12 protein-coding genes are annotated in these 14,378 nt (G+C 61.1%); 7 read left to right on the plus strand and 5 right to left on the minus strand.

The annotated features are described in order from the left end of the window. The first annotated feature begins 18 nt into the window (after positions 1 to 18). The 3 genes from glyA (at position 19) to ACIQAL_RS11460 (ending at position 2,844) form a co-directional block, all read left to right on the plus strand. Entirely contained in the window at positions 19 to 1,275 is a 1,257-nt protein-coding gene (gene glyA / locus ACIQAL_RS11450) for a serine hydroxymethyltransferase (RefSeq protein ID WP_401145270.1), read from the plus strand. An 89-nt stretch (positions 1,276 to 1,364) separates the two neighbouring features. Further along, positions 1,365 to 2,312 carry a lipoyl synthase gene (gene lipA, locus ACIQAL_RS11455; RefSeq protein WP_341963412.1) on the plus strand — a complete coding sequence of 316 codons (948 nt, stop codon included), beginning with the start codon at positions 1,365 to 1,367 and terminating at the stop codon, positions 2,310 to 2,312. 100 nt (positions 2,313 to 2,412) lie between these two features. Further along, entirely contained in the window at positions 2,413 to 2,844 is a 432-nt protein-coding gene (locus ACIQAL_RS11460) for a hypothetical protein (protein ID WP_401145272.1), read from the plus strand. Positions 2,845 to 2,894: 50 nt separating this feature from the next. On the opposite strand, the gene ACIQAL_RS11465 is transcribed toward ACIQAL_RS11460, so the two are convergent. The 5 genes from ACIQAL_RS11465 to ACIQAL_RS11485 form a co-directional block, all read right to left on the minus strand. Beyond that, positions 2,895 to 4,199: an OprD family porin gene (locus ACIQAL_RS11465; RefSeq protein WP_401145274.1), complete on the minus strand. Its 1,305-nt coding sequence runs from the start codon at positions 4,197 to 4,199 to the stop codon at positions 2,895 to 2,897. 137 nt (positions 4,200 to 4,336) lie between these two features. Beyond that, positions 4,337 to 5,203, minus strand: coding sequence for a sugar phosphate isomerase/epimerase family protein (locus ACIQAL_RS11470; RefSeq protein WP_401145276.1), 867 nt, complete (start codon positions 5,201 to 5,203; stop codon positions 4,337 to 4,339). Then, complete coding sequence (locus ACIQAL_RS11475) at positions 5,200 to 6,375, minus strand: dihydrodipicolinate synthase family protein (protein ID WP_401145278.1); 1,176 nt, start codon at positions 6,373 to 6,375, stop codon at positions 5,200 to 5,202. Before ACIQAL_RS11475 ends, ACIQAL_RS11470 begins: the two co-directional genes overlap by 4 nt. 8 nt (positions 6,376 to 6,383) lie before the next feature. Next, positions 6,384 to 7,157: a 3-ketoacyl-ACP reductase gene (locus tag ACIQAL_RS11480; protein ID WP_401145280.1), complete on the minus strand. Its 774-nt coding sequence runs from the start codon at positions 7,155 to 7,157 to the stop codon at positions 6,384 to 6,386. A gap of 187 nt (positions 7,158 to 7,344) precedes the next feature. Next, positions 7,345 to 8,025, minus strand: a complete 681-nt coding sequence (locus tag ACIQAL_RS11485; RefSeq protein ID WP_401145282.1) for a TetR/AcrR family transcriptional regulator — start codon at positions 8,023 to 8,025, stop codon at positions 7,345 to 7,347. 183 nt (positions 8,026 to 8,208) lie between these two features. Between ACIQAL_RS11485 and ACIQAL_RS11490 the strand changes: the two genes are divergently transcribed. The 4 genes from ACIQAL_RS11490 (at position 8,209) to ACIQAL_RS11505 (ending at position 14,189) form a co-directional block, all read left to right on the plus strand. Beyond that, positions 8,209 to 9,729, plus strand: a complete 1,521-nt coding sequence (locus tag ACIQAL_RS11490; protein ID WP_401145284.1) for an acyl CoA:acetate/3-ketoacid CoA transferase — start codon at positions 8,209 to 8,211, stop codon at positions 9,727 to 9,729. A 47-nt stretch (positions 9,730 to 9,776) separates the two neighbouring features. Then, complete coding sequence (locus ACIQAL_RS11495) at positions 9,777 to 10,556, plus strand: enoyl-CoA hydratase/isomerase family protein (RefSeq protein WP_401145286.1); 780 nt, start codon at positions 9,777 to 9,779, stop codon at positions 10,554 to 10,556. Positions 10,557 to 10,621: 65 nt separating this feature from the next. Then, entirely contained in the window at positions 10,622 to 11,944 is a 1,323-nt protein-coding gene (locus ACIQAL_RS11500) for an MFS transporter (protein ID WP_401145287.1), read from the plus strand. A 205-nt stretch (positions 11,945 to 12,149) separates the two neighbouring features. Further along, positions 12,150 to 14,189 carry an FAD-dependent oxidoreductase gene (locus ACIQAL_RS11505; protein WP_401145289.1) on the plus strand — a complete coding sequence of 680 codons (2,040 nt, stop codon included), beginning with the start codon at positions 12,150 to 12,152 and terminating at the stop codon, positions 14,187 to 14,189. Positions 14,190 to 14,378: the final 189 nt, after the last annotated feature.

The following is a 14,378-nucleotide window of genomic DNA, read 5'->3' on the forward strand; positions in this document are numbered from 1 at the left end:
CAAAAAAGGAAACGCACCATGTTCCACAGAAGCCTGACCCTGTCCGATTTCGACCCCGCGCTCAGCGATGCCATTGATCGCGAAATCAAGCGCCAGGAAGACCACATCGAACTGATCGCCTCGGAGAACTACACCAGCCCGCAAGTGATGCAGGCCCAAGGCACCGAGCTGACCAACAAGTACGCCGAGGGTTACCCCGGCAAGCGCTACTACGGTGGCTGTGAGCACGTCGATGTGGTGGAGCAACTGGCGATTGACCGTGCCAAGCAACTGTTCGGCGCCGGTTATGCCAACGTTCAGCCGCACTCCGGTTCGTCCGCCAACAGCGCCGTTTACCTGGCCCTGTTGCAAGCCGGCGACACCCTTCTGGGCATGAGCCTGGCCCACGGCGGTCACCTGACCCACGGCGCAAAAGTGTCGTCCTCCGGCAAGCTTTACAACGCGGTTCAGTACGGCATCGACACCCGCACTGGCTTGATCGATTACGACGAAGTCGAGCGTCTGGCGGTTGAGCACAAACCGAAAATGATCGTTGCCGGGTTTTCCGCGTATTCGAAAACCCTCGACTTCCCGCGTTTCCGCGCCATTGCCGACAAGGTCGGCGCGTACCTGTTCGTCGACATGGCGCACGTGGCCGGTCTGGTCGCCGCAGGCCTTTATCCCAACCCGCTGCCTTATGCGGACGTTGTGACCACCACCACCCACAAGACCCTGCGCGGTCCCCGTGGCGGGCTGATCCTGGCCAAGTCCAACCCGGAACTGGAGAAAAAACTCAACTCGGCGGTGTTTCCGGGCGGGCAGGGCGGGCCGTTGATGCACGTGATCGCGGCCAAGGCCGTGTGCTTCAAGGAAGCGCTGGAGCCCGCCTTCCGCGACTATCAGGTGCAAGTCATCAAGAACGCCCAGGCCATGGCTGAGGTGTTCAAACAGCGGGGTTACGACGTTGTGTCGGACGGCACCGACAACCACCTGTTCCTCGTCAGCCTGATTCGTCAGGGCATCACCGGCAAAGACGCCGACGCTGCACTGGGCCGCGCTCACATTACGGTCAACAAAAACGCTGTGCCCAACGATCCTCAGTCGCCGTTCGTGACCTCCGGTTTGCGCATCGGCACGCCAGCGGTCACGACGCGAGGTTTTGAGGTCACGCAGTGCACGGCATTGGCCAACTGGATCTGCGACATCCTCAACAACCTGGGCGATGCCGACATGGAGGCCCACGTCGCCCGTCAGGTCAAAGGCCTGTGCGCGTTGTTTCCGGTGTACTCGGCCTGACGCAACGTCGGGTCAACGGCTGGCCATTGCGGCCGGCCGTTGCGCGCGTCGAATCCCGACAGCCGCCTCATTCATTCAAGGAGTCATTCATGCTGCCGGAGCCGTTGAAAGCCGGAGTCAAATTACGGGGCGCGGAGAAGGTGGCGCGCATCCCGGTGAAAATTCTTCCCACCGAAGACATTCCGCGCAAGCCGGACTGGATTCGCGTGCCCATCTCGACCTCGCCGGAAGTCGGCCGAATCAAGGCCCTGCTGCGCAAACACAAACTGCACAGCGTCTGCGAAGAAGCCTCGTGCCCGAACCTGGGCGAATGCTTCAGCGGCGGCACGGCGACGTTCATGATCATGGGTGACATCTGCACCCGACGCTGCCCGTTCTGCGACGTCGGGCACGGACGTCCGAAACCGCTGGACGCCGACGAACCCCTCAACCTGGCGACGGCTATCGCCGACTTGCGCCTCAAATACGTGGTGATCACCTCGGTGGACCGTGACGACCTGCGGGACGGCGGGGCGGGGCATTTCGTCGACTGCCTGCGCGCGATTCGAAAGCTGTCGCCCGGTGTTCAACTCGAAACCCTGGTCCCGGATTACCGCGGACGTATGGACGTCGCATTGGCGATCACCGAGCAGGAACCGCCCGATGTCTTCAACCACAACCTGGAAACCGTGCCGCGTCTCTATCGCGCCGCCCGACCCGGTTCGGATTTCGAGTGGTCGCTGGACCTGCTGGAAAACTTCAAAAAGCGTGTGCCTCATGTGCCTACCAAATCCGGGCTGATGCTCGGGTTGGGGGAAACGGACGACGAAGTCATCGAGGTCATGCAGCGCCTGCGCGAGCACGGCACCGACATGCTGACCCTGGGGCAATACCTGCAACCGTCGCGCAGCCACTTGCCGGTTCAACGGTTCGTGCACCCTGACACCTTTGCGTGGTTCGCTGAAGAAGGGCTGCGTTTGGGCTTCAAGAATGTCGCGTCCGGGCCGCTGGTGCGGTCTTCGTATCACGCGGATCAGCAGACGACCTGGATCGGCTAGCCTGTCGTTTGTCTGAATTCATCCCGTCGTTCCCGCGATGGATTGCGCTTTCAGGATGAAGTGTAAAAAATACGGCCTTTACCGGAAAAGGGACGACAAGATGCCGCGTATCGGGAAGGTGGTAGGGAATTGTGTGGTGTGGGGCGCGGTGCTGATGCTGTCTGGCTGTGAGCTCATGGCCAACGGCATTCCTACCGGGCCTGACCTGATCGCCAAGAACCAACTGGTCGGCGCGAACATCAACGAGGCCTACACCAAGCTCGGCAGGCCAACCTCCGTGTCGAAGCTGCCCAGCGGATTGTCGCTGGCCAAATGGGACGATGCCTATTCGAACACCACGACGACCGGCGTCAACGAACTCAGCGCCGGGCCGGGCGGCAGTACCATGGTGACGCCGACCACTTCGACCTCGACGTCCAATCACGAATGCATCCTTGAACTGACGTTCAACAATCAGAACATCGTGACCGATTTCAACACCTGGAAAAGCGACCGCCTCGCGTGTAACCGGCTGTACAGCGGTCGCCGATAACGGGACGGTCATGGGGCCGTTGCCTGTGGGTGTTTCGACCTGCGCTCGGGTCAGAGAATCGAGAGCGGGTACTGAATGATCAAGCGGTTCTCGTCGAAGCTGCTGTTCGTCCCGTAATTTCTGCGCAGCGTGGAGTTGCGCCAGCGGACGGCGAGGGATTTGAACGTCCCGCTTTGAATCACGTACGCCAGTTCCGACTCGCGGCCCCGGTCTTCGCCATCGTCGACGGTTGCGGTATGAACGTTGGTGCCTTTTATGAAGCGGTTCATCATCGTCAGCCCCGGCACGCCCCAGCCTGCGAAGTCGTAATCGTGGCGGAGCTGCCAGGAGCGTTCCTTTTCACCTTCGTAGCTCCAGTTGTAGCTGTCGTTAGCGAGGGTGGCGCCGCTGGTTCCGGCGATGCGCTGCCATGCCGCTTCGCCTGAAACGCGCTGCAGACCCAAGTAGAAAACGCTCGCGCCGGTCTTGACGGAGAACAGACCCGAAAAGGTCCTGTTGTTTTGCCCGCCTGCGAGTGCCGCTCCGTCTTCATCGCCGATGAAATACCCGAGGTTGGCCCCCACTGTCACATTCCCGATTGGCTGGGAATGAACGAGCTGGACGTAACGCTGCTGATAGATATCTTCCAGTTGGCCATACCAGGCACCGACCATCGTGCGTTTGTCATTGAACGTGTATTCCGCCCCGGCAAAGTTGAAGTGATCGGCAGTAATGGTGTTTTTCCCATGCACGACCGTGCCTGCGGTATTCAGCGAGAGCCTTTCCATGCTGGCGTCGTTGCGCTGACTGTTCCCGGTGAACTGCCCGGCATACAACGTGACATCCGTAATGTCTTTGGAGGTGATTTGCGCGCCCTCTAACGTTTGCGGCAAAGAGCGTCCATCGTCGGCACGAACAATGGGCAGGACGGGCATCCATTCGCCGACCTTCAATTCGGTCTGGGAGATTTTCAGCTTGCCGGCGACCGCCAGTCTTCCGAAGTCGTCTGCGGGTTTGTTGCCGTCGTGGGTCGGCAGCAGCTGGGTGCCGTAGGTGCCGCGTCCGCCATCCAGCTTGATCGAATAGAGGCCGAGTGCGTCCACGCCGAAACCGATCGGTCCGGGTGTAAAGCCCGACCGCACATCGAGGATGAAGCTTTGTGTCCATTCGTCCGCTTCGCCGTGTTTGGTCGGACCGGGCACCGCCTTGGCGGGACCGTTATCGACGAAGTTGCGGTTCATGTAGAAGTTGCGCAGTTTCAGGTTGGCCTGCGTGTCGTCAAAAAAGCCTTCGGCGAGCACCGGGCCGCTGGACGCTGTTGCGCTGATCGTGAGGGTTAATAGCCGGAGGGTGTAACGAGACGACTTGAGTTTCATTTTTATTGTTCCCAAGGTGAGGTAAGCGATCAGCGTTTGCCGCAGTCGCGGGGTGTTGTTTATTGTTTTAGCGGGCGCAGATAGGTGCTCCGATGAAGGGCGGATCGGCTCCTTGTCGAGTGGTTAATGACTGAGGTTCAGCAAACGGTTTGAAGTCGGTGCGCACACACCGACAGCACGTCATCGACGTCTTTTTTCCACCAGTTGTCCTTCGAAAAAATTTCCACTTCCACCGGGCCGACATAGCCCGCGGCTTCGACCTGCCCGCGCAGGCCCGGAAGGTCGATCACCCCATCGCCCATCATGCCGCGATCAAGCAGCACGTCCCGGGTGTCGTGAAGCCAGTCGCAGACGTGGTACGCCAGGATGCGTCGGGCCTGGCCCGCCGCTGCAATCTGCGGCCCGAGGTCCGGGTCCCACCAGCAGTGATAGGCGTCGATGGCCACGCCCAGAAAGCCCGTTCCATGGGGATCGAGTGCTTCACACCATTGCAGCGCTTGCCCCAGGCTGTTCAACACCGAACGGTTGGCGGCATACACCGGATGCAGCGGTTCCAGCGCGAGGGGCACACCGACGTCCTGAGCGACAGCGAGCAATTCGGCGACCCCGTCACGCACCTGTGCCCGGGCGCCTTCGAGGTCGCGGCTGCCGACGGGAATCCCGCCGACCACCATGACGAAGCAACGTGCACCCAGTACGGCCGCGTCCTGCAACGCCCGTTTGTTCGCCTCGATGTTCGCCCGGCGCTCTTCCGGGTCCAGCGCCGGCAGGTACGTGGACCGGCAATACCCGCTCACACTGAGGCCTGCGTCCCTGATCTGGCGGCTGAGCGCGTGTACGTCACCGGCTTCAACTTCGCTTCGCCACGGCGCGATGGCGCCGAACCCGGCTCGCGCGATCCGATCCACCGTGATGCGCAGCGGTTCGCGGTGACCGAGGGTCGCGGTGTTGATGGAGCAGCGTTTCAGCTGCCCATCCAGATTTCTCACGCTTGCGATGCTCATGGCCGTGACTCGCCGATGCCGTACCCGGCCATCACGCGCTGGGCGCGGCGGACGGCGTCATCCGGGTCTCGCAGGAGCCCGCTCTGATCAGCGAGCCGCAAGACGTCCGCGAGGTAGGCGGGTGGGCGCAGGCCATGATGGCCGCCGAGCATGAAGAAGTGATCCTGAAAGCCGTTGAGGTAGGCCAGAAATACGACCCCGGTTTTGTAGTACTGGGTCGGCGTCCTGAAAATGTGTCGGGACAGCGCGACGGTCGGGTCGAGCAGTGCGTGATAGCGCTCGGTATCGCCTTGGGTCAGCGCCGCCAACGCTTGGGAGGCGGCAGGGGCGATGGCGTCGAAAATACCCAGCAGCGCGTGAGAGAAACCCGCTTCGTCACCTTCGATAAGCGCGGGGTAGTTGAAGTCGTCACCGGTGTACATCTTCACCGACGCCGGAAGCCTGCGGCGGAACTCGATTTCCTTCTGTGCGTCCAGCAGCGAGATCTTGATCCCGTCCACTTTGGCGGCGTTGGCGCCAATGATGTCCAGACAGACCGCTGACGCCGCAGGATAGTCCGAAGCGCCCCAGTACCCGGCGAGTTCCGGGTCGAAGGCCTCGCCCAGCCAGTGCAGGATCACCGGTTGATCGCACAACGAAAGCACTTCGCGGTAGACACGCTCATAGTCGCTTGAGGAGGTGGCGACGTTGACCAGCGCACGGCTGGCCATGAGGATGATGCGGCTGCCGGTTTTCTGGATCGCTTCGATCTGCAGAGCGTAAGCCCGAATCACATCGTCGCAGGTTCGGGCCTCATTCGGCGCCAAGTGGTCGGTGCCGCAGCCGGAAGCGATCAATGCGCCGGGAATATCGGAGGTCTCCGTCATTGTGCGAGAGACCAATTCCAGCGCGTTCGGCCAGGACAACCCCATGCCGCGCTGGGCAGTGTCCATGGCCTCGGCGATGCCCAATCCTTGTTCCAGCAGATACCGGCGATAGTCCAGGGTGCGCTGCCAGTCGATGGCAGCGGGCTGGTTCAACTCGCCTGCCCTGAGAGGATTGGTGACCACGTGAGCCGCCGAATAGACGATGCGCGAGAACGGCCGGGTGGGTTTGACCAACGCGAGCGGCGTGCCTCGCAGCGTGTACTGTTCAAGGGCGCCATTGGGTGTCGGAAGCAAGATAGCGGGCATGATCGTTCTCAGTATTTGTTGACGAGCAGGCCGCCATCCACCCGGATGGCCTGGCCCACGCTGTAGGGAAAGGAACCGATGGCGAGGCTGCGGACGGCAATCGCCACATCCTCGGGGCGGCCCCAGCGCTGCATCGCCGTGAGACCACCCGCCATCAAGGCGTCGTAGCGAGCTTTTGAAGGCGCCGTCATCTCGGTCTCGATGAGGCCGGGTTGAACCTCATACACGCTGACGCCTTCCTCGGCCAAACGCAGCGAGAACAACGTGGTGGCCATCGACAGACCGGCTTTGGACACGCAGTACTCGCTGCGTTGGGGGGAGGCCGCCACCGCGTTCGACGAGGTGATGGTGATGATCGAACGCGGGTGAGGACTGGCTGAGGCCCCGCGCTTCAACGCGGATTTCGCGAAGGCCTGCATGAGAAAGAACGTGCCACGGGTGTTGACCTGCAGGCAGCGGTCGTAGCTTTCCGGGGTGACGTCTAGCAGGTCGCCCCGTGACATGACCGAGACCCCGGCATTGTTGACGAGGCAATCCACCGGACCCAAGGTCTCTTCGACCGCCGCGAGCCACTGTTCATGGCGGGTGATGTCGCTCAGGTCGGCGATCGAAGACATCGCCTGTGCCCCGAGGTCTTGCAGCATCGCCACCACACCGTCGAGCTCCGGAGAGGCCTGGACATCATTCACCGCGACGTCAAATCCAGCTTCGGCCAATGCCAGCGCGATGGCTTTGCCAATGCCCCTTCGAGCGCCGGTCACGAGTGCTACGGGACGGGCCATCTGATCCTCCTTTGGCGCTGCGCGGTTGGCCTTTGAAGGACAAGGCAGTGCCGATTATTGTTGTTAAGTAACGATATGGTTCGGTATTTAAAGAGACGATTCGAGTGTTGTCAATGGCCAAAAGCTGGACGGCAGCATGCGACGCGCAACCCGAACGGTTGCGCGTGAGAGAGAAAGGGGAGAGGGGTCAGACCGGGCGGAGGATGCCCATGATGGTCTCGATATTGAATTCGAGACGGGCTTTCAGCGCTTTTTTGCTGGTGAAATCGAAGCCAAAAATCACTTCGCCGGTGTATCGGTTGTTGAGGTAATAAAACCCGATGGCCGCAAGCGTCAGGTGCAGTTGACGAGGGTCGACGCCGGGGCGGAAGTCACCGGACGCCACACCTCGGTCGAGGATTTTTTGCAGCATGTCGATGAAGCCGACGTGCAGTTCCTTGAACAGATCGGACTCTTTGATGTGGCGCGCCTGGTGCAGGTTTTCGCTGTTCACCAGGGCAATGAACTCAGGGTTCTTCAGGTAGTAATCCCACGTAAACGTCAGCAGTGTCCGGATCGCTTCAACCGGTGGCAACGCATCGAGATTGAGTTTGGATTCAGCGGTGCGAATGTCCGTCCACGCGCCTTCGAGCACCCGGAGAAACAGCTGATCCTTGCTCTCGAAATACTGATAGATCATGCGTTTGTTGACGCCCGCTTCTTCAGCAATCGTCTCGATTCGCGAGCCGCCCAGCCCCAGGCGGGCGAACACTTGTTTCGCGGCCGCCAGAATCGTCGCCTGGGTTTTCTCGGGATTGCGCTGACGTTTCTGCGCGGGGATCAGTCCATCTACGGGGAGGGAATTCTTGGGTGTTGCAACATCAGACATCGCACGGTCCTCAGCGATCTTTCATCTCGTTCGAGCGCCCACTCTACACCACTGGTCCCTGATTGGGCCGCCTGTCATCGCCAGTTGCGCCCTCTTGCAAAGGGCCACGACATGTGAAAGCATCGCTGCTAAGTAACGAACCGGTTCGGTTTTACAAAAATAATGAGTGTAATCGGAGGTCCTGTGAACAAGTGGATCAATGTCGACCTGGCGGTCGCTGCCATTGAAGACGGCTCAACCCTCACCCTGACAGGCTCGGGCGGTGGGTTGCTGGAGCCGGATGAGCTGTTGCAAGCCCTCGAACGGCGGTTTCTCAAAACCGGCCACCCCCGCAATCTCACCGTCGTCCACGCACTGGGCATTGGCGATGGCAACGGCAGTGGCTTGGGCCGACTGGCGCATGCGGGCCTGGTCAAACGTGTCATCGGCGGCCACTGGGTCTGGTCGTCGGCGATGCAGCGGCTGGCGGAAACCGGAGAAATCGAGGCGTACAGCTTCCCCGGTGGTGTGATCGCCACGCTGTTGCGTGAGATTGGCGCAGGCCGTCCGGGCGTCATCACGCGGGTCGGGCTGGGCACCTTCGTCGATCCGCGTATCAGCGGGGGCAAGCTGAACAGCGTGTCCACCGAGGAGCTGGTGGAAGTCATGGTCATCGATGGGCAGGAGTATCTGCGCTTCAAACCGATCAAGATCGACTACGCCTTCGTACTGGCGTCAGAGGCGGACGCGCAGGGAAACCTGACGGTTCGGCACGAGCCCGCCGATCTTGATCTCTATGCCGTCTGCCTGGCCGCCCACAACAGCGGCGGTCGTGTCATTGCGCAGGTGAAGCGCAAGGCGAGCGAGCCGTTTCCTCCCCGTCAGGTCCGCGTGCCGGGCGTCATGGTCAATGCGACCGTGGAGGTGCCTCAGCAACGCCAATGCGCGATCAGTGCCTACGACCCGACCCTCAGTGGTGAGGCGCGCACCGACGTCAAACCGGAAGACACGCCCATCGACCCGATGCGGTTGATCGTCGCAAAACGCGCGGCTAAAGAGCTGGGCCTGCATCAATCGGTGAACTTCGGTTTCGGCTTTCCCGGTGCGATCCCGGCGCTGTTGGCGGCTCAAGGGCGGGGCCACGAATATTGGGGCTCTGTCGAGCAAGGTATCCACAACGGCGACATGCTGGACGGCGCGATGTTTGGCACCGCGCGCAATGCCAGCGCGATTCTCTCCAGCGTCGACCAGTTCGATTTCTACAGCGGCGGCGGGATCGACGTGACCTTTCTGGGCATGGGTGAGCTCGATCAAGACGGCAACGTCAACGTCTCCCAACTCGGCAGCCGTGTGGTCGGCCCCGGCGGTTTCATGGACATCACTCAAGGGGCGAAGAAGATCGTGTTCTGCGGGGCGTTCGAGGCAAAGGGTTTGCAGGTGGCGCAAAAAGGCGAGGGCATTGACATTGTGTCGCCCGGCTCGATTCCGAAGCTGGTGGAAAAAGTCCGCCACATCACCTTCAGCGGTCAACAGGCGCTGGCGGATGGAAAGGAAGTCTTCTACGTCACCGAGCGGGCGGTTTTCAAACTCACACCCCAAGGCGTCGCCTTGATTGAAGTGAGCCAGGGCGTCGATCTTCAACGGGATGTTTTGTCGCGGATGGGATTCGCTCCCGTCCTTTCCGAGTTGCCTGTTACCCATAAACCGGCGCGGGTCGCCTCCTGAATCAACCCCCCATACGCTGTTTCACTAACAACAATAAGGATCGCATCATGTATCGCGATGACGTTACCTTGCGCGTCGAAGACGGGGTCGCCACCTTGTCTTTAAACCGTGTCTCACGCCACAACGCGCTCACCACAGACATGCTGCGGACGATTGATCGGGCGCTCGAAGAAATTGAACACAGTCCATCCGTCAGGGTGTTGCTCGTGCGTTCGACCAGCCCCCGTTTTTTCTGCAGCGGGGCGGACATCAACGAGTGGGGTGAACTCGATCCCGAGCACATGGGCAGCCGCTGGATTCGCACCGGCAACCGTGTGTTCAGACGGCTGGCCGAGCTGGATATTCCGACCGTGGCGGTCTTGTCCGCATCGGCCCTGGGCGGCGGCCTGGAGCTGGCGCTGGCGTGCGATCTTCGCTATGCCGCAACGACTGCCACGCTGGGGTTTCCCGAGGCCGCCGTGGGGGCGATTCCCGGCTGGATGGGCTGCAAACGCCTGAATGATCTGATCGGGCCGACTCGTTCGCGCGAGCTGGTGCTGTTGGGCCAAGCGATCGATGCCGAGCGCGCTGAGCAGTGGGGACTGGTGAACGCCGCTGCGACACCCGAGGCGCTCGATGACCTCGTTCGCCAGGTCTGCGACACCCTGAAAACCCGTTCTCCCATGTCCCACTCCATCGGCAAGCGACTGCTGCGCATCGCCGAGGGGGACGACACGTCGCTCAGCCATGAGTTTGCGGCGTCTGTGTGCAAGGCCACCGCCGACGCGGTTGAAGGTGTGCGCGCCTTTCGCGAGAAGCGGCCCGCCCAGTTCAATGATCGGCGCTGATCAGTGTTCACTGATCGGTGAATGACTTTTAAATACCGTTAAAAATAATAAAAGAGGGTCAAGTCATGAATAGCATTCGCACCCACTATCGGTGGCGTATCTGTGCGCTTCTGTTCTTCGCAACCACCATCAACTACCTCGACCGCCAAGTGTTGGGCATCCTCAAGCCGTTGCTCAGTACCGAGTTTGGCTGGTCCGAAACCGACTACAGCTACATCGTGGTGGTGTTCACTTCGTGCTATGCCATCGGCATGCTGCTGTCTGGCCGTCTGGTCGACAAAGTGGGGGTGAAAATCGGCTACGGCTTGTGCGTCCTGGTCTGGAGCATCGCCGCTTGCGGGCACGCGTTGGTCAAGGGCGCCATGGGATTCGCGTTGATGCGGGCGCTGCTGGGCATCTCGGAATCCGGCAGTTTTCCCTGCGCGGTCAAAAGCGTTTCGGAGTGGTTCCCGCGCAAAGAGCAGGCGCTGGCGGTGGGCATCCTGACGGCAGGCACCAGCATCGGTGCCGTGGCGGCGCCCGCCGTGGTGCCCTGGCTTGCCGCAACCTATGGCTGGAAGTCCGCCTTTTTCGTCACGGGCCTGACCGGCTTCGTGTGGCTGATCTTCTGGTATCTGATGTACCAGGTGCCAGCCAAACACGCGAAGCTGTCTCAGGAGGAGCGCAATTACATCAACGAAGGACAAGCCGACGGGGCCTCTGACAAGGTGTCGGTGAGTTGGCTCTCGCTGCTCAAACTGCGCGCGACCTGGACGTTCTTCACCGGCAAGCTGCTGACCGACCCCATCTGGTGGTTCATGCTGTTTTGGCTGCCGTCCTATTTCAACTCGCGTTTCGGGCTGGACCTGAAAAGCCTCGGCCTGCCGCTGGTGATCGTCTACACCTCGACCTCGATTGGCAGCATCGGCGGCGGCTGGGTTTCGTCGAAGTTGATTGCCCGTGGCTGGGCGGTGTCCAAGGCGCGTCAGACGACGATGCTCGGCCTGGCGTTTCTGGTCGTGCCCATCGCGTTCGCGCCGTGGATCGATGACATGTGGATCATGGTGGGCTTGCTGAGCCTGGCGGCGGCTGCGCACCAGGGGTGGTCAGCGAACCTGTTCACCACGCCTTCCGACATGTTCCCCAAGCAATTGGTCGGGTCGGTGGTGGGCATCGGCGGTCTTGCCGGGGCACTGGGGGCGACGCTGTTTCCGCTGCTGGTGGGCGTGATTCTCGATCACTTCAAACTGCTCGGGAATATCAATGCGGGTTACAACATCCTGTTCGTGATGTGCGGCGCGGCGTATATCGTCGCATGGTGTGCCATGGCGCTGATTCGTGGCTCCCGGCCAGTCGCAAATATCGACGATGTTTCGAAACAGCAGGCGTCCCACAGCGCTCAGGCCTGAACGCGGTGCAGGGCGGCGCGGTGCACTCCATGGAAGGCCTCCCTGCACATTTCGATCAATAAATTGTCATATTCGGTCATTGAGCACGGCCGCGATGCTGTTTACTGTCGGCGTCATGAACGGGAACTACGCTGTAGTCCCTGAATACACGACGAGCGCCTTCAGAGCGCTCGCGTCTACGTGATGATGCTTGATGGAGTTTCATATGGCCGCCGCCCACTACCCGCATTTGCTGGCTCCCCTGGACTTGGGATTCACCACGCTGCGCAACCGCACGCTCATGGGTTCGATGCACACGGGGCTGGAAGAAAAGCCCGGTGGCTTCGAACGCATGGCGGCTTATTTCGCCGAGCGTGCCCGGGGTGGCGTAGGCCTGATGGTCACCGGCGGTGTTGCGCCGAACGTTGAAGGCGGCGTTTATGCCGGGTCGGCCAAGCTGACCACGCCGGAAGAGGCAGAGCACCACCGCATCGTCACCCGCGCCGTCCATGAGGCGGGCGGCAAGATTTGCATGCAGATACTGCACACCGGCCGTTATGCCTACAGCCCGAAGCAAGTGGCTCCGAGCGCCATTCAGGCGCCGATCAACCCGTTCAAGCCCAAGGAGCTGGACGAGGAAGGCATCGAGAAGCAGATTCAGGATTTCGTGACCTGCGCAACGCTGGCACAGATCGCCGAATACGACGGCGTGGAAATCATGGGGTCGGAAGGCTACCTGATTAACCAATTCCTCGCGGCGCACACCAACCACCGCACCGACCGTTGGGGCGGCAGCTACGAAAACCGCATGCGTCTGGCCGTGGAGATCGTGCGCCGGGTGCGTGAGGCCGTGGGCCGCAACTTCATCATCATTTATCGCCTGTCGATGCTCGATCTGGTCGAAGGCGGCAGCACCTGGGAAGAAGTGGTGCAACTGGCGAAGGCCATCGAGCAGGCGGGTGCGACGATCATCAACACCGGCATCGGCTGGCACGAAGCGCGGATTCCAACCATCGCCACCAAGGTGCCCCGTGCCGCGTTCGCCAAGGTCACGGCGAAAATGCGCGGTGAGGTGTCGATCCCGCTGATCACCACCAACCGCATCAACACCCCGGAAGTCGCCGAAGCGGTGTTGGCCGAAGGCGATGCCGACATGGTGTCCATGGCCCGTCCGTTCCTCGCAGACCCGGAGTTCGTCAACAAGGCAGCTGCTGGTCGTAGCGACGAGATCAACACCTGCATCGGTTGCAACCAGGCCTGCCTCGACCACATCTTCGACGGCAAGCTCACCAGCTGTCTGGTCAACCCTCGCGCCTGTCACGAAACCGAACTGAATTATTTGCCGGTCAAACAGATCAAGAAAATCGCCGTGATCGGTGCCGGACCTGCCGGGCTGGCGGCTGCGACCGTTGCCGCCGAGCGCGGGCATGAGGTAACGCTGTTTGATTCCGCCAGTGAAATCGGCGGCCAGTTCAACATCGCCAAGCGCGTTCCGGGCAAAGAAGAGTTCTTTGAAACGCTGCGCTATTTCGGCCGCAAATTGCAGACCACAGGCGTTGATGTGCGTCTGAACACCCGCGTCGCGGTCGACGATCTGGTGGGCAAGGGATACGACGAAGTGATTCTGGCCACCGGCATCGCGCCACGCATTCCGGCAATCCCCGGCGTCGATAACCCCAAGGTGCTGAACTACCTCGATGTGATTCTGGAACGCAAACCCGTGGGCCAGTCCGTGGCGGTGATCGGCGCGGGCGGGATCGGTTTTGACGTGTCGGAGTTTCTGGTGCACCAGGGTGTCGCCACCAGCCTGGACCGCGATGCGTTCTGGGAAGAGTGGGGCATCGATGGCGCGCTGGAAGCGCGGGGCGGCATCGCCGGGATCAAGCCACACGCCCACGCCCCCGCACGTCAGGTGTACCTGTTGCAGCGCAAGGCGTCCAAGGTCGGCGACGGCCTCGGCAAAACCACCGGCTGGATTCATCGCGCTGGGTTGAAGAACAAGCACGTCCAGATGCTCAACAGCGTCGAATACCTGAAGATCGACGACGCGGGACTGCACATCCGCATCGGCGCCGAGGGTGAAGAAAAGGTGCTGCCGGTGGACAACGTGGTGATCTGCGCGGGGCAAGACCCACTGCGTGAACTCTATGACGGCTTGCAAGCGGCGGGGCAGAACGTGCATTTGATCGGCGGCGCGGACGTTGCGGCAGAACTGGACGCCAAGCGCGCGATCAACCAGGGCTCGCGGTTGGCGGCGGAGTTGTAAGCAGCTCATTACGCCGTTTATGGCAGGAATGAAAAAGCTTCAACCGCACCGTGTACCTGCTTCTGCCGAAGGCGTGGGAGATTCTATGGTTGAAGGCAATGCTTTTTAGCCCTCTTTCCTGCGTCATATTCGTCTTCGTTCTGCATCAGGGAAAATGCGACGCGGGCGAGCTTGCGAGCCAGAATCACC

Source organism: Pseudomonas sp. NPDC088368 (assembly GCF_044753445.1).
GTDB classification, from domain to species: Bacteria; Pseudomonadota; Gammaproteobacteria; order Pseudomonadales; family Pseudomonadaceae; genus Aquipseudomonas; species Aquipseudomonas bambusae.

What these genes read in the sequence shown, in the direction of transcription:
- ACIQAL_RS11465 (WP_401145274.1), bottom strand. Translation starts at nt 4,199, where the DNA reads ATGAAACTCAAGTCGTCTCGTTACACCCTCCGGCTATTAACCCTCACG.
- glyA (WP_401145270.1), top strand. Translation starts at nt 19, where the DNA reads ATGTTCCACAGAAGCCTGACCCTGTCCGATTTCGACCCCGCGCTCAGC.
- ACIQAL_RS11495 (WP_401145286.1), top strand. Translation starts at nt 9,777, where the DNA reads ATGTATCGCGATGACGTTACCTTGCGCGTCGAAGACGGGGTCGCCACC.
- ACIQAL_RS11460 (WP_401145272.1), top strand. Translation starts at nt 2,413, where the DNA reads ATGCCGCGTATCGGGAAGGTGGTAGGGAATTGTGTGGTGTGGGGCGCG.
- ACIQAL_RS11475 (WP_401145278.1), bottom strand. Translation starts at nt 6,375, where the DNA reads ATGCCCGCTATCTTGCTTCCGACACCCAATGGCGCCCTTGAACAGTAC.
- lipA (WP_341963412.1), top strand. Translation starts at nt 1,365, where the DNA reads ATGCTGCCGGAGCCGTTGAAAGCCGGAGTCAAATTACGGGGCGCGGAG.
- ACIQAL_RS11505 (WP_401145289.1), top strand. Translation starts at nt 12,150, where the DNA reads ATGGCCGCCGCCCACTACCCGCATTTGCTGGCTCCCCTGGACTTGGGA.
- ACIQAL_RS11480 (WP_401145280.1), bottom strand. Translation starts at nt 7,157, where the DNA reads ATGGCCCGTCCCGTAGCACTCGTGACCGGCGCTCGAAGGGGCATTGGC.
- ACIQAL_RS11470 (WP_401145276.1), bottom strand. Translation starts at nt 5,203, where the DNA reads ATGAGCATCGCAAGCGTGAGAAATCTGGATGGGCAGCTGAAACGCTGC.
- ACIQAL_RS11485 (WP_401145282.1), bottom strand. Translation starts at nt 8,025, where the DNA reads ATGTCTGATGTTGCAACACCCAAGAATTCCCTCCCCGTAGATGGACTG.
- ACIQAL_RS11500 (WP_401145287.1), top strand. Translation starts at nt 10,622, where the DNA reads ATGAATAGCATTCGCACCCACTATCGGTGGCGTATCTGTGCGCTTCTG.